This is a genomic window from Curtobacterium sp. 22159 (genome assembly GCF_052045775.1).
GTDB lineage: Bacteria > Actinomycetota > Actinomycetes > Actinomycetales > Microbacteriaceae > Curtobacterium.
The window spans coordinates 68,346-89,551 of record NZ_JBQEPN010000006.1 but is presented as its reverse complement, the minus strand read 5'-3'; the positions used below and the strand labels follow the sequence as shown (position 1 = coordinate 89,551).

16 protein-coding genes are annotated in these 21,206 nt (G+C 70.9%); 7 read left to right on the top strand and 9 right to left on the bottom strand.

Annotation, left to right across the window (positions count from 1 at the left end; translation table 11 throughout):
* From ACTJKO_RS08830 to ACTJKO_RS08820, 3 genes are all read right to left on the bottom strand, one after another.
* On the bottom strand, window positions 1-1,531 hold a 1,531-nt coding region (locus ACTJKO_RS08830; protein ID WP_440687777.1), incomplete at its 3' end, for a hypothetical protein.
* Window positions 1,528-3,120, bottom strand: a complete 1,593-nt coding sequence (locus ACTJKO_RS08825; protein WP_440687775.1) for a glycosyltransferase family 39 protein — start codon at window positions 3,118-3,120, stop codon at window positions 1,528-1,530. The genes ACTJKO_RS08830 and ACTJKO_RS08825, both read right to left, overlap by 4 nt.
* The gene (locus ACTJKO_RS08820; RefSeq protein WP_440687773.1) at window positions 3,110-4,051 is read right to left on the bottom strand and encodes a glycosyltransferase family 2 protein; all 942 of its coding nucleotides are present in this window, start codon (window positions 4,049-4,051) and stop codon (window positions 3,110-3,112) included. The genes ACTJKO_RS08825 and ACTJKO_RS08820 overlap by 11 nt, the downstream gene beginning before the upstream one ends.
* Window positions 4,052-4,213: 162 nt before the next feature.
* On the opposite strand from ACTJKO_RS08820, the gene ACTJKO_RS08815 reads away from it, so the two are divergent.
* The 4 genes from ACTJKO_RS08815 to ACTJKO_RS08800 all read left to right on the top strand — a co-directional run bounded on the left by ACTJKO_RS08815 (window position 4,214) and on the right by ACTJKO_RS08800 (window position 7,886).
* Window positions 4,214-4,354 (top strand): hypothetical protein, encoded by a 141-nt coding sequence (locus tag ACTJKO_RS08815; protein WP_440687771.1) that lies wholly within the window; start codon window positions 4,214-4,216, stop codon window positions 4,352-4,354.
* 88 nt (window positions 4,355-4,442) lie between these two features.
* The gene (locus ACTJKO_RS08810; RefSeq protein ID WP_440687769.1) at window positions 4,443-5,051 is read left to right on the top strand and encodes a dTDP-4-dehydrorhamnose 3,5-epimerase family protein; all 609 of its coding nucleotides are present in this window, start codon (window positions 4,443-4,445) and stop codon (window positions 5,049-5,051) included.
* A gap of 13 nt (window positions 5,052-5,064) precedes the next feature.
* Window positions 5,065-5,928 (top strand): glucose-1-phosphate thymidylyltransferase RfbA, encoded by an 864-nt coding sequence (gene rfbA, locus ACTJKO_RS08805; RefSeq protein WP_440687767.1) that lies wholly within the window; start codon window positions 5,065-5,067, stop codon window positions 5,926-5,928.
* The gene (locus ACTJKO_RS08800; protein WP_440687766.1) at window positions 5,928-7,886 is read left to right on the top strand and encodes a glycosyltransferase family protein; all 1,959 of its coding nucleotides are present in this window, start codon (window positions 5,928-5,930) and stop codon (window positions 7,884-7,886) included. Before rfbA ends, ACTJKO_RS08800 begins: the two co-directional genes overlap by 1 nt.
* Before the next feature lie 93 nt (window positions 7,887-7,979).
* Here the strand turns inward: ACTJKO_RS08800 and ACTJKO_RS08795 are convergent, their stop codons facing one another.
* From ACTJKO_RS08795 to ACTJKO_RS08770, 6 genes are all read right to left on the bottom strand, one after another.
* Entirely contained in the window at window positions 7,980-9,125 is a 1,146-nt protein-coding gene (locus ACTJKO_RS08795) for a glycosyltransferase family 2 protein (RefSeq protein WP_440687764.1), read from the bottom strand.
* 91 nt (window positions 9,126-9,216) lie between these two features.
* Entirely contained in the window at window positions 9,217-10,065 is an 849-nt protein-coding gene (locus tag ACTJKO_RS08790; protein WP_440687762.1) for a glycosyltransferase family 2 protein, read from the bottom strand.
* Window positions 10,062-11,177, bottom strand: coding sequence for a glycosyltransferase family 4 protein (locus ACTJKO_RS08785; RefSeq protein ID WP_440687760.1), 1,116 nt, complete (start codon window positions 11,175-11,177; stop codon window positions 10,062-10,064). Before ACTJKO_RS08785 ends, ACTJKO_RS08790 begins: the two co-directional genes overlap by 4 nt.
* 1 nt (window position 11,178) lies before the next feature.
* Window positions 11,179-12,420 carry an ABC transporter ATP-binding protein gene (locus tag ACTJKO_RS08780; RefSeq protein ID WP_440687758.1) on the bottom strand — a complete coding sequence of 414 codons (1,242 nt, stop codon included), beginning with the start codon at window positions 12,418-12,420 and terminating at the stop codon, window positions 11,179-11,181.
* Between the two features lie 4 nt (window positions 12,421-12,424).
* Window positions 12,425-13,321, bottom strand: coding sequence for an ABC transporter permease (locus ACTJKO_RS08775; protein ID WP_440687756.1), 897 nt, complete (start codon window positions 13,319-13,321; stop codon window positions 12,425-12,427).
* A 69-nt stretch (window positions 13,322-13,390) separates the two neighbouring features.
* The gene (locus ACTJKO_RS08770; RefSeq protein ID WP_440687754.1) at window positions 13,391-15,958 is read right to left on the bottom strand and encodes a glycosyltransferase; all 2,568 of its coding nucleotides are present in this window, start codon (window positions 15,956-15,958) and stop codon (window positions 13,391-13,393) included.
* Between the two features lie 121 nt (window positions 15,959-16,079).
* On the opposite strand from ACTJKO_RS08770, the gene ACTJKO_RS08765 reads away from it, so the two are divergent.
* The 3 genes from ACTJKO_RS08765 to ACTJKO_RS08755 all read left to right on the top strand — a co-directional run bounded on the left by ACTJKO_RS08765 (window position 16,080) and on the right by ACTJKO_RS08755 (window position 21,195).
* The gene (locus ACTJKO_RS08765; RefSeq protein WP_440687752.1) at window positions 16,080-17,108 is read left to right on the top strand and encodes a glycosyltransferase family 2 protein; all 1,029 of its coding nucleotides are present in this window, start codon (window positions 16,080-16,082) and stop codon (window positions 17,106-17,108) included.
* Between the two features lie 240 nt (window positions 17,109-17,348).
* Window positions 17,349-19,439, top strand: a complete 2,091-nt coding sequence (locus ACTJKO_RS08760) for a hypothetical protein (RefSeq protein ID WP_440687750.1) — start codon at window positions 17,349-17,351, stop codon at window positions 19,437-19,439.
* Window positions 19,440-19,467: 28 nt separating this feature from the next.
* On the top strand, window positions 19,468-21,195 hold the full coding sequence (locus tag ACTJKO_RS08755) for a glycosyltransferase family 39 protein (RefSeq protein ID WP_440687748.1): 1,728 nt from the start codon (window positions 19,468-19,470) through the stop codon (window positions 21,193-21,195).
* Window positions 21,196-21,206: the final 11 nt, after the last annotated feature.

Below are 21,206 nucleotides of genomic sequence, written 5' to 3'. Positions count from 1 at the left end.
CGGTGCCGGTCGTGCCGACGGTGCCGGTCGTGCCGACGCTGCCGGGGACACCGAACGCCCGCCACAGCAGCACGAACGCCGTCGCGCCGAGGACGACGAGCAGGACCAGGAGTGCGGCGACGCCCTTCAGCCCGTACGCGACCGTGTTCGACATCGCGCCGATCCCGGTGTCGAGCACGCCGAAGACCAGGGCCTGGAAGGACCCGCTGTAGAGGAGCCCGAGCGAGGCGACGACGACGAGCGGAGCGACCACGAGTGCGGTCCGCGCCAGACGGACCCGGGCGACGGGCGACTCGACGAGCGCCGACCACGCGAGCACCTGGAGCAGGAGCAGCGCGGCGATCGAGGGGAACAGGAAGCGGCCCTGGTTGACGGCGACGCCGAGGTGCCCGGCGTAGGTCGCCCAGTCCCGGACCAGCACGACCACGAACGCCGTCACCGGGAGCACCGCGACGAGGAGCATGGTGCGCCGTGCCGCCCGCCGCTGGGTGGCCGCCCAGACGAGCACCGTGAGGGCGAGCACCGTGAACACGTCGACGATGATCGGGGACAGCGGCCACTCGTACCGGCCGATGGTGCCCCAGAACGTGTTCGACAGGCCGTCCCAGAACGCGCCGGCGAACTGCGTCGGCGCGGGCGACTCGTAGCGCGGCCACGGCTGGGTGACCGACGGGAACGCGTCGGGCTGCGGCGTGCCCGTCCGGACGAACTGCCGCACGTACCACCAGCCGGTGGCGACGGCGGGCACCGCCACGACGACGACCGCGCGGAGCACCCGTCGGCCGATGCCGGGCACCGAGCGGGCGGACAGGACCGCGACGACCGCGAAGGGCACCAGCATGACGCCGCCGGACATGACGGCGGTCGCGGTCGCGAAGGTGCCGCCCAGGGCGAGCACGGTCCACCACGAGCGGTCGCCGGTGAGGATCCGGACGCCGAGCCACGTCGCGGTCGCGCCGGCCGTGATCACCGGTACCCAGACGGACACCGACGACCCGAGCTGCGCGATCTGCGGGACGGCGAAGAGCGCGACCGTCGCGACCAGGGCGGCGCGCGGCGAGCGGGTCACCCGGCGCACGGACGCCCACACCAGGGCGGGGACGGGGAGCATCACGACGACGTCGGCGAGCCGCATGCCGAGCACGACGATGTCCCACCGGCGCGTCGTGAAGTCCAGGAGGTGCGCGACGACCGCCTGCGCGAGGAAGTACGTCGGCGGGTGCTGCGACATCGGGTTGACGGCGGCGTTCACCGTGCCGTCGCCGACCACGGCGGCGAACGACCCGCGCCCGGCCACCGGCACGATCTGCTGCGGCACGTTCTGTGCGAGGAGCCCCTGCAGGTAGTGCAGGTCGCCCGCCGGGGGCCATGAGCGGCCCATCGCGAGCTGGATCGCGGCGTCGACGTTCGCGAGCTCGTCGGGTCCGTGCAGCGCCGGCGTCACGTACGCCCACGTGGTGAGCAGCACGCCGAACAGCAGCGTGAGGACGACGACCGACACGACCTCGCGGCCGGTGGACCAGCGGGTCATGCCCGTACCTCCGACTCGGTCGTGACGGGAGCGGGCGCCACCCGGACGCTGGCGACGACCGCCACGAGGAGCACCACGAACGCCACGACCCAGCACGTGACGATCACCGGGACCGCGACGGGCGACGAGGCGTCGAGCACGTCGAGGCCCCGCGGGGTCACCCGGACGCGGGATTGCTCGGCGAACGACGCGTAGACGAAGAGCACCCCGTAGAGCGCCAGTGCGGCGCCGAGCGACGACACCACCGTCGCCGCGCGTCCCCGCGCCGCGGGGGAGCCGAACGCGCGACGCCACGCGATGGCGCTCAGCGCGATGAACGCGACGATGGCGGGGAAGTAGTACCGCCCCTGGGTCGCCCCGACGAAGGTGGTGGACACGTAGCTGCCCCACGAGTTCGACGTCTGCGAGACCAGGATCGTCACCGGGAGGACGGCGAGCGTGATCGCGACCCGCAGGCCGGGAGCCCGGCGGAACGCCCACACGAGGACGGCCCCGAGGGCGAGCACCGTGGCGGTCTCGAACACCACGGGCGAGATGATCCACTGCGCCTTGCCACCGAAGCTGCCCCAGAACGTGCGGGCGATGGTCGACCAGGAGACGTTCGCGAACTGCACCGGGTCCGGGCCGGAGCCGGCCGGGAACGGCTTCGGCGGACGCAACGACTCGAACCCGTTCGGCTGCAGCGTGTGGAAGACGAGCAGGTTCCGCACCCACCACCACGCCCCGACGGCCGCGGCGAGTGCCAGGGGCCACAGCGTGCGGACGAGACGGGACCCGATGCCGGCCCGACCCGCGGCGCCGACGAAGAGGGCGACGCCGACGAACGGGATCAGGGGCAGCGCCGTGCCCTTCCAGACGATCGCGAGTCCGAGCGACACCGCGAGCGCGACGGCGGTCCGCACACGACGGTCACCGGTCACCACCCGGGCGCCGAGCCACACGGTCGTGGCGGCGAAGAGCATCACGGGGGCGTCGTTGGACGCGGAGGCGCCGATGGACGCGAGCTGCGGCACCGCCAGGACGGCGAAGGCTCCGGTCACCGCGGCCCGCGGCGAGCGGGTCACCCGTCGCACGGTGGCCCAGGCGAGCAGCGGCAGCGGGAGCACGAACAGCGCGCTGAGCAACCGCACGGCGAGGAGCGCAGCGGACGGCTCCAACGACTGGAAGTGCACGAGGTGGAGCACGCCCGCCGCGACCAGGTAGTAGGTCGGCGGGTGCTGCGACATCTGGTTGACCGTGCCGACCTCGCCGGCGCCGGTCGCGTCGAGGAGCTGGCCCATGGTCGGTGCGGCGGACGCGTCCTCCGCGCCGGTGGCCCGCTGTGTCGCCTCGAGCACGTGCATGCGCCCCGGGTCCGGCCAGCCGTCGCCGATCGCGACGTGCACGGCCGCGTCGAAGTGCGCCTTCTCGTCGGGCGCCTGGAAGGTCGGCACGACGGCCGCCCACAGGAACAGGACGAGGGCGAAGCCCGCCGTCACCGCGGCGACGACGAGCAGCTCGCGCCGTCCGACCGGTGCGGTCCCCCGACCGGTGCGGACGGCCGCCGCGGGAACCGTCGACCGGTCGTCGGACACGACCTCAGTCGCCATACCGCTGGAGCTTCTGCAGGTCGAGTTGCTCCTCGGTGAGCGTGCGGTTCAGCCGTGTGAGGTCGGCGACGACGCCGATCACGATGGAGAGGACCGCGGTGATGAGGAGGACCACGCCGAGGATGATCGACTGCAGGTGGTTGCCCCCGGTGTGCATGGCGATGAGCACCACGTACCGCACGAGCGGCCAGAGCCCGAGCGCCCCGAGGACCGCGGCCACCCAGAGGAACAGCGCCATCGGCCGGTACATGAGGTACACGCGGGCGATCGCCGAACCGGACTGGAACATGTGCTGCCAGATGTTGCTGAACAGCCGGGACTCGCGCGTCTTCGGGTTGGTGGTGATCGGCACGCTGGCGATCGCGAGCCGCTTGTACCCGGCCTGCACGATCGTCTCCATGCAGTAGCTGAACCGCGTCACGATGTTGAGGCGGATGAGCGAGTACTTCGAGTACGCGCGGAAGCCGCTCGCCGCGTCCGGCAGGTCGAGGCCCGCGGCGCGCGACGCCACCCAGGAGCCGAAGCGCTGCATGAGCTTCTTGAAGCCGGAGAAGTGCTCGATCGTGCGGGTCTGCCGGTCGCCGATGACGATCTCGGCCTCGCGCCGGAGGATCGGCTGGACCAGCTCGGCGATCTGGGCCTGCGGGTACTGGTTGTCCCCGTCGGTGTTCACGACGATGTCCGCCCCGTGCAGGAGCGCGTAGTCGACACCGTCACGGAACGACCGGGCCAGCCCCATGTTCGTGGTGTGGTGCACGAAGTGCTTGACCCCGTGCTCCTTCGCCACCTCGACGGTACGGTCGGTGCTCCCGTCGTTGATGACCAGGATCTCGATCTCGTCGATGCCGTCGATCTGCCGAGGGATCGAGTCGATGACGCTGGCGAGGGTCTCCTCCTCGTTGAGGCAGGGGATCTGGACGAACAGTTTCACGGAGTGGTAGGTCCCTGTGTGTCATCGGTCGGTGGGTTCCGACTCGCGAGGTCGCTGACGATCCTAGGTCGCCAGGGCAGTCCGCACCGGGCGGAACCTGAAGCATTCTACGCAGAGCCCGGGCACGACCAGGCCGCTGCGTCGGCGTGCCACCATGGTGCGGTGGCTGCCTTCCGCTCGTCCGTCGCCCGCCTGGTCCGGCACCTCCGGCCGACGACGCCGGAGGACACCGCGGTCGCTCCGGAGCCGCCCCTCGTCGGGTTCGTCGTGCACGCATCGGGCCGACCTGCCGCTGGTGCTTGACTACTGAATGACCTCCGCTGACGGCGACCGAGCACGCCGATCGGTGTCTGACCGACGGGTCGGTTGAACGGCTTGCTAGGCTGCCCCGGTGCAGATCCGCGAACTGAAGATCCGAGGCGCGTGGGAGTTCACGCCCGTCCAGCACGGCGACGCACGAGGAGCATTCCTCGAGGCGTACCGGGCGGACGTCCTCGAGGAGACCGTCGGCCACCCTCTGGACCTGCGACAGGTCAACATGTCGATCTCGTCGGCGGGCGTCGCCCGGGGCATCCACTACGCCCTCGTCGCTCCGAGCCAGGCGAAGTACGTGACCGCCGTCCGTGGCGCCTTCATCGACTACATCGTCGACATCCGGGTCGGCTCCCCGACGTTCGGGCAGTGGGACTCGGTCTGCATCGACGACGTCGACCGCAAGGCGGTGTACCTGTCCGAGGGGCTCGGCCACGCGATCGTCGCGCTCGAGGACCAGTCGACCGTGAACTACCTCGTCAGCGCCCACTACAACCCCGAGCGAGAGAAGGGGATCACGATCCTCGACCCGACCGTCGGGCTGGAGCTGCCGGAGGGACTGGGCCAGCCCGTGCTCTCGGAGAAGGACACCAGCGCCCCGACGCTCGAGGAAGCCGCTGCCGCGGGCCTGCTGCCCACCTACGAGGAGTGCGTGGCGTACACCGAGTCGCTCCGCACGAAGAAGTAAGGAAGAGATCCCGATGAAGGGCATCATCCTCGCCGGGGGTTCCGGCACCCGCCTCTGGCCGATCACCAAGGGCATCAGCAAGCAGCTCATGCCGATCTACGACAAGCCGATGGTCTACTACCCGCTGTCGACCCTGATGATGGCCGGCATCCGCGAGGTGCTCGTGATCACGACGCCGGAGTACAACGACCAGTTCAAGGCACTGCTCGGTGACGGCTCGTCCCTCGGCATGGAGATCGAGTACGCGGTGCAGCCCAGCCCGGACGGCCTCGCACAGGCGTTCGTCATCGGCGAGGAGTTCATCGGCGACGACAGCGTCGCGCTGGTCCTCGGCGACAACATCTTCCACGGCACCGGCCTCGGCACGAACCTCCGGAAGAACACCGACGTCCAGGGCGCCACGATCTTCGCGTACCACGTCGCCGACCCGAAGGCCTACGGCGTGGTCGAGTTTGACGACGCTTTCACCGCGGTCTCCATCGAGGAGAAGCCGGCGGAGCCGAAGTCGAACTACGCGGTGCCCGGGCTGTACTTCTACGACAACAAGGTCATTGAGATCGCGAAGACGATCGAGCCGAGCGCCCGTGGGGAGCTCGAGATCTCGACCGTCAACGAGCGCTACCTCGAGGCAGGGGAGCTCGGCGTCCAGGTCCTCGACCGCGGGACGGCATGGCTCGACACCGGCACGTTCGAGTCGATGATGCAGGCGTCCGAGTACGTGAAGGTCATCGAGGACCGCCAGGGCTTCAAGATCGGCTGCATCGAGGAGATCGCCTGGCGCAACGGCTGGATCGACGACGCGCAGCTCGCCGAACTCGCTGCGCCGCTCGTGAAGGGCGGCTACGGCGTGTACCTGCAGAACCTCCTGCAGGGCTGATGGCACGCACGGGGCTCGGCCGGCTGTTCGGTCGGCCCGGCTCCGCTGCCGACCTGGCCACGTCGACACCGCAGCCGGGGGACGCTGCCGAGCCGCGCCTCCCGGTCGACACGTCGCTCGTGACCGACGCGCCGCCCGCGACCGGTGACGGGTTCGACGTCGTCGTCACCGTCGCCGAGTCGGCCTACCGGGCCGGACGGCACGAGGCCGCCGTGAGCGCTGCGCGAACGGCGGGCGCCGTCCGCGTCGTCCTGACCGTGTACGACGTGCACGCCGGACCGACGAGCACGTACGCCCCGGTCGTCGCCGCGGACGGCCACGTCGTCGCTCGCCCGACGGTCGCGGCGACGTGGGGTGGCGCGGTCGCAGCGGCGCGTCCGCTGCTCGGCTCCGCAACCGTCGTGGTGCACGACGCCGGCGTCGAGCTGCCGGACGGCGCGCACGGCCGGTTGGTGTCCGCCCTCGGACCGGAGGCGGTGGTCGCCGTCGCCGTGCTGCGCTCCGCCGACGACACCATCGCGAGCGCCGGTGCCGCGCTCCCGCAGGGGAGCGCGCCGGTTGCGTCGCTGCTGCGCGGCCACCCGGCGGAGGACGCAGCGGCGCTCGACGGGGTCCCCGTCTTCGCCGCGGACCAACCGTGCTTCGCGGTCCGCACGTCGGCCCTCGTCGTGCCCGTGCGGACAGTCGACACGCGGACCACCGTCGCGCGGCTCACCCGGGACAGCGCGGACGGGGCCGGCGGCGGCTGCGTGGCGGTGCCGCTCGGGCGCGCTTACGGGGATGCCGGGCTGCGCGAACGCCGCTATGACACCGATGCTGCGGACGCGCTCGCCGTGTGGCGCGACCGCGTGGACGACGTGACCGCCGGTGCCCTGGAGCACGTCGGCTTCGTCGTCGGTGCGGTGACGGCGGACGCGGCGGGAGCGCCCGTCGCGCTGCGGGAGTCCGTCGTCGTCGCGGCACGTGGACCCGGACGTCTCGAGCTGCGCGACCGAGGCGAGCGACTCCGGTGGTCGATCCGGCTCGCGGCGTACCCGGGGGTCCGCGGCGACGACTGGGGCGACACGTTCTTCGCGCGCGACCTGGCCGCCGCGCTCCGCACCCTCGGACAAGAGGTCGTCCTCGACCACCGCGAGTCCCACGTGCGACCGCTGTCCGAACACCTCGATGATGTCGCCCTGACGCTCCGAGGGCTCGACGACACCCCGGTGCACCCCACCGCGACGAACGTGCTCTGGGTGATCTCGCACCCGGACCTGGTCACGGCCGCCGAGCTCGCGCGGTACGACCTGCGCTTCGCCGCCGGTCCGGCCTGGGCGTCGCGCACCGCCGACGAGACCGGGCTGCCGATCGCGCCGCTGCTGCAGGCGACCGACCCCGCCCGGTTCCGTCCCGGACCGCCGGACCCCCGCTACGCAGGGATCGACACCGCGTTCGTCGGGAAGACCCGCCTGGTGTTCCGACCGGTCGTCCGCGACGCCGTGGCGGCCGGGCTCGACCTGGCTGTGTGGGGCGAGGGGTGGGAGGAAATGCTCCCGGCCGGCGTGCACCGCGGGGTCTTCGTCGCGAACGACGAGCTCCCGGCACTCTACCGGAGTGCGCGTGTGGTGCTCAACGACCACTGGGACGACATGGCGCGGGACGGCTTCGTGTCGAACCGGCTGTTCGACGCCGCGGCGGCCGGTGCGCTCGTGGTGACCGACCCGGTGCAGGGGGTTGAGGAACTGTTCCACGGAGCCGTGCGGACCTACCGGTCGGTGGAGGAGCTGCAGGCCCTGGTCGGCGCGGGCACCGGCGCGGGTGCGGGTACGGGCCGCTTCGCTGGTGCCGTGTCACAGGAGGACGGGGGCGACGAGGCCGAGCGGGCCGAGCGCGGCGCCCGGATTGGGGCGGAGCACTCGTTCCTGCGGCGGGCCGAGGTACTGTTGGACGCGGTGCGGGCCGAGCGCGGTCGCTGACGAACCAGCCCTGCCGGCCGGCGGCCGCCTCTGCGGTCAGCGCCGCCGGCACGCGCGCTGCTCCAGCGCCACCGCGGCGACGCGCCCGTTCGATCAGCGCCGCCGCGCCCGCCGCGCCAGTTCGCTGGCCCGGTCCGCGATTCGCACCACGCGCCGCGCTCGCATCGCCTCGAGCTCGCTCTCGACCTCCGCGATCCGTCGGTTCGCGGCCTCTGCCCGGTCCCGCTCGTGCTGCACCGCGGAGCGCAGCATGTCCGCCGTCGCGACGCCGTCGCGGACCTCGTCCTCGAGCGCCTCGATCCGCCGGTCCCGACGCACGACCGCACGCCCCGTGGTCTGCAGCACCGCCATTTCCTTCGGCCCGACGGGCGGTTCGGTGCCCTGCCCGACGCTCGACGACCCCGCGGCGCTCAGGATGTCCGCCAGGGTGTCGTCCCGGGTGAACGGTCCCGCCGCGGCCTCGGCGTCGGTCACAAACCGGAGCGAGAACACGGCCTGCAGCACTCCGTCCTGCAAAAGCCGGTAGTCCCGCATCCCGTGGTGCCGCGGGCTGGGCGTGAGGTCGGGGTTTGCCTCGTACGCGCGGCCGCTCACCTCGACGCGGTGCTTGTACTGCTTCCAAGACCGCCACGGCAGGTGCAGCACCTCGAGCCGGAGCTCGTCCGGCACGGGCGCGCCGTTCGCGACGCTGACCTGGTGGTTGCCCTGCACGACGGTGACGTTGGGGTCGCCGACGTGTACGGCGTTGGTCGTAGGGGGAGCGATGAGCCCGATCGCGCGGAGTTCGTCGACGGAGCGCTCGTCACGCCAGTGCAGTCGCTCGATGCCGGCGCCGGACTTGGCCAGCCGCCCGGTCATATTGACGACGGGCACGGTGAACGCGCCGACGACCGGGTCGAGCCGTTCGAACACCTGCCGCACGGTGCGGGTCCGGTCCACGGCCAGGATGAATTCGTCGGCGTCGGCGTTGACGACCCAGTCGGCGTGGTGCGTGGTCGCGGCGTCCCTTGCCATCCTTGTCACGACGGTGCCCTGCTGCTTGCGGTGCACCGGGTCGTGCCGAAGGTCGACGGTCACGTCGTCGCGCTCGGCGAAGACGGTGAGAAGTTCGGTCGTGCCGTCCACGGAACCGTTGTCGGTGATCACGAAGACGTCGAACCCCTGCGCGACGTGGTGGTCGAGCCAGGCAGGCAGGACGTCGGCCTCGTCGCGAACCATGAGGGTGACTGCGAGTTGCATCGAGACTGCTCCGAGGGTGCTTCGGGGAAGTGGGAAGGGGCTGAGCGACGATACCGCGCGACTCGGACCCGGGGCGACAGACCTGCCGGTGTCAGCCGGTGTGGGTGGACCGGGCGCGGACCGCGAGCGCGGCACGGAGCGCGACGCGTAGAGGCCAGAGCCACCAGGCCGAGTACTTCCGCGCGAGAAACCGGTACGCGCTCTCGTGGTGCGCGCGACGCATCCGCTCCGAGGAACCCTGCGTCGCCGTTCCGCCGATGTGCGTCGCGACGGCCGCAGGTTCGTACACGTTGCGGTAGCCCAGCTGACCGATCCGCCACCCAAGGTCTACGTCCTCGAAGTACATGAAGTAGCCCTCGTCGAACCCGCCGAGCCGCTCGTACACGCTGCGCCGAACGAGCACGCACGCGCCGGACAACCATCCGGCGTCACGCCGCCCGTCGTGGTCGTCGTCCTGCCGGTAGCGCCGGGTCCACGGGTTGCCGGGCCAGACGTTGGCGAAGAGCGCGTGACCGAGGCCAGTGCGCAGCGACGGGACCAGGCGGGCGGACGGGTAGACCGCGCCGGTAGGTTCGAGTAGCTGGGGTCCGACCGCGCCGATCGTCGGGTCCTCGGACGCGGTGGCAATCAGGCGGTCGAGCGCATCCGGTTCGAGCACGACGTCCGGGTTCGACACGAGCACCCACTCGACGTCGGCGTCCAGGGTCGCGACCGCGCTGTTGGCAGCGGCGCCGTACCCGCGGTTCTCGCCGAGCTCCATGAAACGTGCCCCAGCGGTCTCGGCCAGCTCGCGCAGAGCGTCCGGGTCGATTGAGTCGTTGTCGGCGACGACGACCTCGACGCGCTGGTGCGATGCGTTGGCGGTCGACGCGAGAAACTCCGGCAGGACGTCGCCGGAGTTGTACGAGACCGTGACGACGACGGCCCGTCCGGCCGTCATGCGTAGACCTCCAGATGCCGCTCGGCGCACGCAGCCCAGGTGAACGTGGCCGCGCGGCGCCGTGCCCGCGCCGTGCGGTCGGCACGGTCCTCCGGAGCGTCCGCCAGCATCGCGCCGAGGGCCTGCCGGATGCCCTCGACGGTCGGCTCGGTGTAGGTCACCGTGTCGCCGCCGACCTCGGGGATCGCGAGCCGCCGGGTCGTGAGGACATCACCACCGGACGCCATTGCCTCGAGCACCGGCAGCCCGAAGCCCTCCGCGACGCTCGGGTAGACCACGGCCCGGGCACCGCCGAGGAAGGCGTGCAATTCGTCGAACGGCAGGTACCCCAGGTAGCGCAGGGGTGCGCCTGGGCGGTCGCCGACGGCGTCGAGCACGCGGCGGGCGTCCTCGTCCCAGCCGAGCCCACCGGCGACGAGCAGCGGAGGGGCGCCGGGCAGGCCACGGTGAGCGGCGATCAGCGCGGGGACCTGCTTGCGAGGCTCGACGGTGCCGAGGAACGCGACCCAGTCGCCGTCGACCGGGATGCCGTGCGCGGTGCGGAAGGCGGCTGTCTCGTCAGGGGTCGGTGGTCGGAACGCCTGCGGGTCGACTCCGAGGTGTGCCACGACGGTGGGCGTCCGAGCGGGCACACCGAACCGCTCGATCTCGGCGACCGTCGCCGCGCTGGGTGCGATCGTCGCGCGGGCTGCACGGCGCGCGAGGCGGGTCCAGGTGCGGAAGAACACGGCCTTGAGTCGCGAGTGCGCGGCCGGGTCGCTGAAGAAGGTCGCGTCGTGCAGGGTGACGACCGTCCTGGAGGCGCGGATCACCGGGAACGTGTAGTGCGGGCTGTGCAGGATGGTCGCCCCGGTGCGGCGCAGCAGCGCGGGCAGGCCGAGCTGCTCCCACACCAAGCGGAGCGGCCGTGCGTCCGTCCACCGCGGCGCAGCGTGGTACCGGTGCCCCGGCGCGAGCTCCTCGAGCCACGCAACGTCGCCGCGCTTTGCGACGACGTCGACGCGCGCCCCGTGCTTGGCCAATCCGGCGAGCAGGCCTGAGATGTACCGTGCGACGCCGCCACGGTTCGGCGGCACGGAGGTGGCGTCGACGAGCACGGCGAGTTCCCGCACGTCAGCCCTTGACCTCGCGCTCGGTGCTGCGGGTCCAGGCGATGCCGGACTGCGTGTCCTCGTCGACCACCGTGAACCGCACGGCCTCGCGCTCGATCACGATGTGCTCGCCGTTGGGCTTCGCGAGGAAGACGTGGACGAAGTACGATCCGCCGCCGAGCCGCAGGTCGCTGAGCCGCCACTCGACGGTCGCGCGACCGTTTAGCGGGTCGTGCGTGACCCCGAGCTGTCGGCTGTCCGTGCCGTAGGCGGGGTGTCCGAACTGGTTCTCGATCTTGATGCCCGCGCGCCAGCCGACGAGCGGCGTCGCGTGCGAGAAGGTCGCGCGGATGACGAGGTCGTCGCCGGGGTGGTGCTCCTCGCCCTCGGCGCGGCCGGGGATCTCGAGCTCGACGTGCTCGACCCTCCCGGGGTTGGCGTCCTCGTCCGGGTTCGCGGCCTCGGCTTCGGCGATGCGACGTCCCTCGAGGATCTCGCGGAAGTTCTTCACGGCGAGCCGGGCGGAGCCCTGGAACTTGACCTCGCCGTGGTGCAGCACGACCGCGGAGTCGCAGAGTTCCTGGACCTGGCCGAGCGAGTGCGACACGAGGATGATCGTGCGTCCCTGCTCCTGGAACTCGCGGATCTTGTCGAGGCACTTCTTCTGGAACTGCTCGTCGCCGACTGCGAGGACCTCGTCGACCAGCAGGACGTCCGGGTCGGTGTTGATCGCGACGGCGAAGGCGAGCCGGACGTACATGCCGGACGAGTAGAACTTCACCTGGGTGTCGATGAAGTCGCCGATGCCCGAGAACTGGAGGATGTCCTCGAAGCGAGCCTCGGTCTCCTCCTGCGTCTGGCCGAGGATCGCGGCGTTGAGGTAGACGTTCTCACGCCCGGTGAGGTCGGGGTGGAACCCGGCGCCGAGCTCGATGAGCGCGGCGAGCCGGCCGCGGCGCTCCACCGAACCGCTCGTCGGCTCGAGGATGCCGCCGATGGTCTTCAGCAGCGTGGACTTGCCGGAGCCGTTCGGGCCGAGCAACCCGATCGTGGTGCCCGCGGGGATCTCCAGGCTGATGTCCTTGAGCGCCCAGAAGTCCTCGCTGTGTCGGCGGCCCGCGCGGCCGAGCGTGACGATGCGCTCCTTGAGGGAGTTGTCCTTGCGGATGGTGAAGCGCTTCGAGACGTTCTTCACCGTGACGACGTCGGGTGCCCCGGTGAAGGGCGACCGGGTCTCCTGGACGATGTCGTTGTCGATGCTCATCGGGTCAGATCTCCTGGGCGAAGTTGCCCTGCAGCTTGGCGAACACGCGCTGGCAGACGACCAGCGCCACGAGGCCGACGACGCCCGCGACGACCATGCGGAGCAGCAGGTGCGACGGGTACTGGGAGTCGACACCGGCGGTCCAGAACGCACGGTGGATGCCGAGCACGGCCAGGGTGATCGGGTTGGACGTGTAGATGCTCAGCAGCCACTCCGGCGCGCGGGTCGCCACCATCTGCCAGCTGTAGACGATCGGCGATCCCCACATGAGCAGGAGCACGAGGACCTCGACGAGGTACTGCATGTCGCGCAGGTACACGTTCGCGGCGGCGAGCAGCAGCGCGAACGCGGTGGCCCAGATGAGGATGACCAGGGTGGCGGGGAAGAAGTAGAGCAGGTCGGGGCGGATCCAGGCGAAGCCGCTCTGCAGGATGGCGGCCGCGAGCAGGACCACGAGCTGGACGCCGAAGTTGAACAGCGCGGCGCCGACGCTCGCCAGCGGGTAGATCTCGCGGGGCAGGTAGATCTTCTTGATCAACCCGGCGTTCCCGACGATGGACGCCGTCCCCGCGGCGACGATCTCGCTGAACAGGCCGTACAGGGTCAGCCCGGAGAACACGTAGATCGCGAACTCGGGGATGTTGCGGGATGCGCCGAGGATCTGTCCGAGCACGAAGTAGTAGATCGCCAGCTGCACCAGCGGACGGATCAGGGTCCACGCGAACCCGAGGGCGCTGTCCTTGTACCGCGACTTGAGGTCGCGTCGGATGAGCAGGTCCAGCAGCTGCCGGTGCGCGAAGATCTCGCGCAGCGATCCGATGACCGCAGTGGCCGGGCGACCGGCCGGGACCATGCGTTCCTGCCGGAGGCGATCGAACCGCTCGGTGACGATGTTGCTCAAAGGGGGTCCTTACGTTCGACTCGGGCGACGGACAACTGTACATCGGCGGCTGTGGACGGCCGCCGGAGGTCAGCGACCGTTCTTGCTCTCCCGCATGATGCGCACTCGGTTCTGCACCTTGTCGCGGAGGCCCGAGACGCCGTTCTCGCGGAGGTACCAGGTCGCGAGGCGCACGTCGCGGGTGATGCCGTGACGGCTGTTGGCGATCTGGTGGAACTCGAGCTCGCGCTGGCGCGCCGGGCTGAGGGCGACGCGCGGGCGTCCGCCGGCCGCGACGGAGCCGGCCGGGACGGCGGCCTCGTGCGCACGGTCGGCGGCGACGTGCGGGTCCTTGCAGAACTCCACGAGCGGGGCGAGCGCGCGCTCCCAGGTGAAGTCCGCGCGGACCCGGCGCACGGCGTCCCGTGCGGCCTGTGCGGCCTGCTCGTCGTACAGCATCGACTCGAGTGCGGCGGCGAGACCGTCGACGTCGCGTTCCTTCACCGCGACGCCCATGCCCTCCGCCGCGACGAGGTCGCCGAAGCTGTCGCCGTCGGTCGTCACGATGGGGAGGTTCGCCCACATGTAGTCGAGGATGCGGGTGCGGAACGAGAACGTCGTCTCGATGTGTGCGAAGTGGGTGCTCACACCGGCGTCGGCCTCGAGCAGGTAGTTCTGGCGGTCGTCGAGGGCGACCCACTGCTCGTTGAAGAAGACGTGCTTGCCGGTCAGGCCGAGCTGGTCGCTGATGCGCCGGGTCTCGGAGACGATCGCCATCTCCGGCACGTCCGGGTTCGGGTGCGCGACGCCGAGGAAGAACAGACGGATGTCGTCGTGGGTCTCGGCGACCTTGGCGACGGCGCGGACGAGCGACGGGGTGTCGAACCAGTTGTAGATGCCGCCGCCCCAGATGACGACCTTGTCGTCCTCGCCGATGCCGGGCGTGACGCCGCGGATCGCCTTGCGCTCGTGCTTCGGGGGCGTGGAGTCCATGCCGAACGGCGCGATCGCGATGAGCTTGTTGAGGTTGTCGTCGGCGAGGTAGTTGTCCGGGTTGATGCGACCGACCGCGGCGAGCTGTCCGAGCCAGAACAGACGCTGGCGTTCGGAGGCGCAGAGGAAGAAGTCGCCACGCTCGAGCTGCGCGTTGATGACCTCGGTCGTGCTCGTCACCTGGTTGCGCCAGCCGACGTCACCGTTGTCGCGCGCCTGCTCGAGCTGCTCGAGGTGCATGGGGTCGTAGAGGTCGACGACCATGATCTTGTTCGAGCGCTGCAGGGTCTGGAAGTGGTGGAGCGCGTACCCCTGGAAGAAGATGACGTCGGCCCACTCCTCGTGGTCCTTCATCGCGCGCTCGTGCTGCAGGGGGACCCGCGAGACCTCGAAGCGGTCGGTCTTCCGGTTCGCGACATTCCAGGTCACCAGGCGGACGTCGTTGTGTTCGCTGAGCGCCTCGGCGATCTTCCACGCGCGCATGCCCGGGCCGGCCATCTTCTCGCCGAGGGCGTCGCCCGTGATGACGAGCACGCGGGTGCGGTTCATCGGCTGCTCGACGTCGAACGCCTCGATGATCGCCTGGTAGCCCTCGAGGAAGTAGCCGTCCTCGAACAGCGGCTTGAAGGCGTCGCCGAAGAGGCGGAACACCTCCTTGTCGGTCTTGACGCGCTGCCCCTGGATGCGGCGGCGTTCCTCGGAGAGCTTCGGCAGGTCCGCGACGAACTGGTCGAGCGCGTAGAGACCGGCCACGGCCTCCTTCGACATCGGCGTCGTCGGGTCGAACTCGTCGGGTGCCCCGGTGAAGCGGCGGATGTCGAACTCACCGGAGTCGCGACCGCTCTTCGCGACGGCGCGGCGGGCGAGCAGTGCCAGCGCCGCGGGGAGGAAGGTGCCGAGGTTCTCGTCGGAGAGGTTCTTGTAGAGGAGGTGCAGGGCGTTCCGCTCGAGCAGGTACATCTCGCGGTGGTCGCCGAACGACTTCATCGAGCCGTGGTGCTTGTGGTAGACGATCGAGCGCGGCGCGAACCGGACGCGGTAGCCGAGCAGGTTGAGTCGCCAGCCGAGGTCCACGTCGTCGTAGAACATGAACAGGCCCTCATCGAAGCCGCCGACCTCGAGGAAGACGTCGCGGCGGACGAAGAGCGCCGACCCGGTGCCGAACAGGAGGTCCTGCGGCTCGTCGAAGCGGCCGTCGTCGAGCTCGGCGATGTGGTTCTTGTAGCCCATGCCGAACCAGCTGAGTCCGGACTCGACGAAGTCGATCGTCTTGCCCTCCCAGTCGAGGACCTTGCTGGCCACGGCGGCCACGCGCGGGCTCGGGGCGAACCCGGCGACCCCTTCCTTCACCCAGTTCACGTCGGGCTTGGCGTCGTTGTTGAGGAACGCGACCACGTCGCCGGTGGCCTCACGCGCACCGAGGTTGCTCCCGCCGGTGAAGCCGAGGTTCTCCTCCGAGACGATGATCCGGACGTTCTTCTGGTCACCGAGCGCCGCCCGCAGCCGTGCCTCGCTGTCGTCGCCGGAGCCGTTCTCGACGACGACGATCTCGAGGCGGTCCGCCGGCCAGTCGACCTCGCTGAGTCGCGCGATGCACTCGAGCGTGTCGTCCGTGCCCCGGAAGTTGATGACGACGACGGACACGCGGGGCGCGAAAGTGGACACGGAACAGACTCCATACGTCGGCTGGCGGTGGCGCCCTCGGACCGCCGGGCCGGAGGGCGGCACCACTATACCCGGCGGTCCCGCGGGGCCCTGGGCGGCGTCGGACTGGGAGACTGGGGCCGTGGACGTCTCAGTCATCGTCGTGGATTGGCACCAGCCCGAGCTCACCCGCCGTGCGGTCGACTCGATCCGTTCCCAGCGCGTCGACGCCGCGGTCGAGGTCGTGCTCGTCGTCAACGAGGCCGACGACGAGACCCTCGCCGCGTACCGGTCGGACCTGCCCTCGGTGGTGCTCGTCGCCGAGCGGACGAACGCCGGGTTCGCCGGAGGGGTCACCGCCGGCATCGCCGCGGCGTCGGGTGCGGTGATCGTCCTCCTCAACAACGACGCGGTCGCCGACCACGGGTTCCTCGACCGCGGGCTCGCCGTCCTCCGTGCCGGCGCACCACGCACCGCGGCGGTCGCGGCGACGGTCGTGCTCGAGGGCGGCTTCGTCCCCGCGCCGGCAGGTCAGGCGTCCGCCGACGACCTGGTGGGGGCGGACGGTCGGCGCTGGCGTCGGGACCCGGCGGGTCGCACGCTCGTCAACGGCACCGGGGTCGTGGTGGACCGCTCCGGCAACGGCCGGGACCGCGACTGGCTCCGTCCGCTGCAGGACGCTCCGGAGCCGTCGCCCCTGTTCGGGTTCTCCGGCGGCGCCGTGTTCCTCCGCAGGGACGCCCTGGCCGACGTCGGCGGGTTCGACCCGTCCCTCTTCATGTACTACGAGGACCTCGACGTCTCGTGGCGTCTCCGGCTCGCCGGGTGGGACATCCGGCACGCGCCCGACGCCGTGGTCGTCCACCGGCACGCCGCCAGCTCCGGCAGTGACTCCCCGTTGGTGCGGTACCAGAGCATGCGCAACCGGATGGCGGTCGTCCTGCGCAACGGGTCCACCGCGCTCGCGGCGCGCGTGGTCCTCCGGACCGCCCTGCGCGCGGTGCTGGACGTCGCCCGCCCGTCGTCGGCGCAGCTCACGCCTCGACAGTGGGCGCGACTCGTCCGGGAGGCGCCTGCCGTCTTCCGGCACGCGCGTCGCGCCCGGCGCGCGGATCGTGTGCCGGCCGCCGCGCGTCGCGTGGTGGAATCGGCCATGACCGGTGGAGACTGAGCGCGTCCACAGGCGTCCCCGGCGCTCGCGCACCACGTGTGGACCGCGAGTCCGCCGCGGTCCTGCACCGTGCCTCCCGTTCGGGGGAAGGACTGGGGGCTGTGTGATCACTGTGATCGAGGTAACCTGACGTGACACGTGTGACTCGGCTGGGATCAGGATCAGCCGGATCGGGCCGCTCACAACCGGGCGTTCGCGCGTGCCTCTCGCCCGTCGATGCCCCCAGGGAAGGCCCCCGACGTGAAAAAGCTCCTCGCCATCGCCTCGAGCGTGCTCGCCGTCGCGAGTGTGTTGATCGGTCTGCAGATCGCCGGTCCCTCGGCGTCCCAGGACAGCGCCTCGGCGCTCAGCGGATCGTCCTTCCAGCCGGGCAACATCATCACGGACGCGAACTTCTACGACGGGACGTCGATGTCCGAGTCGCAGATCCAGTCGTTCCTGAACTCCCAGATCGGCACCTGCAAGTCGAGTTCGTGTCTCAACGTCGGGCGCTACTCCATGAACAGCCGCGGCAAGGACGCCATGTGCAACGCGGTCACCGGCGGGTCGTCGTTGACCGCCGCGCAGATCATCGCGCGCGTCGGCGCCGCGTGCGGTATCAGTCCCAAGGTCACGCTCATCACGCTGCAGAAAGAGCAGACCCTCGTGAACGGTGCGACGGCGCAGAATCCATCTGCGGCGCGCCTCGAACGCGCCATGGGCTATTCATGCCCGGACAATGCGCAGGGCAAGTGTGACCCGGCCTACGCCGGAGTCGGCAACCAGATCTACTGGTCTTCCTGGCAGTGGAAGCGCTACGGGAACCCCGCTGGCACGACCAACTACTTCACGTGGTTCGCTCCGGGGAGCAACCACCAGATTCAGTACCAGGCGACGGACGTCAACCCCAACTGCGGCACGAAGACCGTGTACGTGTCGAACAAGGCGACCGCCGCGCTGTACTACTACACCCCGTACACGCCGAACCAGGCTGCGCTGAACAACCTCTACGGCACCGGTGACAGCTGCTCGGCGTACGGCAACCGGAACTTCTGGCGGCTCTACAGCGACTGGTTCGGCTCGCCCACCGCGTCCGCGAAGCCGATCGGCAAGCTGGACTCGGCGCAGGACGCCGGGGACGCCGTGCACGTGCGCGGCTGGGCGATCGACCCGACCACGGCGGCCTCGACGCGGGTGCACGTCTTCGTCGACTCCACCGGTGCCGGCTACACGGCGAACGCGACCCGGACCGACGTCGGCAAGGCGTACCCCGGGTACGGCGACGCCCACGGGTTCGACCTGACGATCAACGCGAGCCCGGGGTCGCACCAGGTGTGTGCCGCGGCGATCAGCGTGGACGGCACCCGCAACACGAGCATCGGCTGCCAGACCGTCACGGTCACGAAGGCCTCGCCGCAGGGGCGTGTGGACGAGGTCGGTGCCGTCATCGGCGGCATCAAGGTCCGCGGGTGGACATTCGACCCCGACCAGCCGAAGAGCGCCCTCACCGTGGACGTCGCGATCGACGGCAAGACGACCCGGCTCACCGCCGACCAGGTCCGCACGGACGTCGGGAAGGCGTACCCGTCGGCCGGTTCCGCGCACGGTTACGAGGCGGTCATCCCGGCGGCGAGCGGCGCCCACAGTGTCTGCATCACCGCGGTGAACGTCGGGAACGGTCACGACACGCGGCTCGCCTCGTGCGCCACGGTCCGTTCGGTGGCGTCCGTGCCGGACGGCCGGGTCGACGCGGTCACCGCCGTGACCGGAGGCATCTCCGTCACGGGCTGGGCGATCGACGGCGACACCGCGTCGCCGATCAACGTGGACGTCTACGTCGACGGGGTCGGCCGCCGGATCGCCGCCAACGTCTCGCGGCCGGACATCGCCTCCGCCTACCCGGCGTACGGCGCCGCCCACGGCTACCAGACCACGATCTCGGCCGAGCCCGGCGAGCACCAGGTCTGCGTCTACGCGATCAACACCGGAGCGGGCTCGGGCAACCCGACGCTCGGCTGCCGGACCGTCGAGGTCGGCAGTTCGCCGGTCGGCCGGCTGGACTCGGTCACCGCGGTCACCGGCGGCGTCACGGTCCGCGGATGGGCCTACGACCCGGACACGACGAGCGCACCGATCTCGGTGCACGTCTACGTCGACAGTGCGGGGACGGCGCTGAAGACCGGACAGGCACGAGCGGACGTCGCGAAGGTGTACCCGGCGGCCGGCCCGAACGCCGGGTACGGCGCGACGATCGCCGCAGCGAAGGGCGCGCACAAGGTCTGTGCCTACGGCATCGACCCGAACGGCGGCCCGAACACCACGCTCGGGTGCACGTCGATCACGGTGCGGTGAGCCACCGGCACCGTAAGATCCTTCCTCTATGCACAGACACGGCAGCACCCTGACCCGCGCGTCCGGCCGGGAACGCCTGGCCATCACCGCGATCGTCCTGGCCTTCGTGGCCGTCCTGGTCGTCTGGGCGTCGCTCCAGCCGGTGTTCGGCTCGCCGGACGAGATCGCTCACTGGGACGCTGCGGTCCAGTTGGCGATGGGGCACGGCTGGCCGGACCCCGCACACCTGCGGCTGCTGTCGGCGACCCGTGCCGCCCAGGCCGAGGGGATGTCCTTCCTGCAGACGGACCGGCCGACGCTCGAGGCGCTGCTCGCTGCCGCGCCGGGCAACGGCTCCACCAACCAGATGACCCAGCACCCGCCGACCTGGTACGCCATGGCGGCCGGGCTGCTGCACCTCATCGGGTACATGCACCAGCGCTGGGACGTCGACCTGTTCGCACTGCGACTGATGAACGTGGCGATCCTCGGCACACTGCCGCTGGTCGTCTGGGCAGCCGTCCGTCGCCTCACGCGCTCGCCCCGCACCGCGCTCGTCGCCGCAGCCTCGCTCCTGCTCATCCCGCAGGTCGGCTTCATCGGCTCGTCCGCCACCAACGACACGCCGGTGATCATCCTCGGTGCGGTCGTCGTGTGGCTGGTGTGCCGTGTGCTGACCGGCGACCGGGGGATCGTCACCCTCGTGGCGCTCGCCCTCGCCACCTCGGCCGCCGTCGCGTTCAAGGCCACCGCCCTGCCCCTCGTGCCCTTCGCGGTGATCGCCGTGATCGTCGCCGGCTCCGGGTGGAGCCGTTGGCTGCGCGGAGCGGTCGTGCTCGTCGTGCCCGTCGTGACCACGTCGTGGTGGTGGGTGCGGAACGTGCTCGTCTTCCACACCCTGCAGCCGGCCGGGCTGCCGCAGTCGATCCAGACGAAGGCGTTCCCGCCCGGCGAGGGTCCGGACGTCGGCGGGTTCGTGAACACCGAGTGGAACCGCGTCACCAACTCGTTCTGGGGCCAGTACGGGCTCCTGGCGTTCCCGTCGAGCCCGATCGTCATCGCCACGCTGAGCGTGGTCGCGATCGGCGTCGTCCTCGTCTGGGGGTTCCGCCGGGGATCGCGGCGGAACGCGTGGCTGCTCGCCGTCCTCCCGCTGTTCACGCTCGCCGCGGGCCTGCAGAACAACTGGTCGACGTACCTCCGCACGACGACGATCGGCGGGATCCAGGGCCGGTACTACTTCGTCCTCATCGGAGCGCTCGCGGTGCTCAGCGCGATCGCGTGGCGTCGCTTCGTCCGCGTGGAGCAGGACCGCCGACGGCTCGGACGGACGGTCGTCGTGGTGTCGGCGCTCATGACGCTGTACGGGTGGTCGGTCGCGTACCGCGGCTACTACGAGGAGTTCCACCTCAAGGTCACGTGGAACGGCCTGCGGACGCTCACGCACCTCACCCCGATCGGCCGTGAGGGGTTCGCCCTCGTCGCCGGGGGCACCCTGCTCCTGCTCGTGGTCGCCGTCGCGCTGACCCTCTCGGCGCTCCGCACGCCGCCGGTGGTCACCGTCGTCGGCGCCGACCCGGCGCTCGACGACGCCGCCGACCCGGCGCTCGACGACGCCGCCGACCCGGCGTCCGACGACGCCGCGTTCGCCGACCGTCGGCCCACCCACGTGGTCTCCGCCCCTCCGGCACTCGACGACCGGTCGGGGGAGACCACCGGAGGCGAGACCGTCTCGGGTCACGGCGAGCCGCAGCCCGACCCGCGGACGGTCCTCTAGGCTTGAGCACC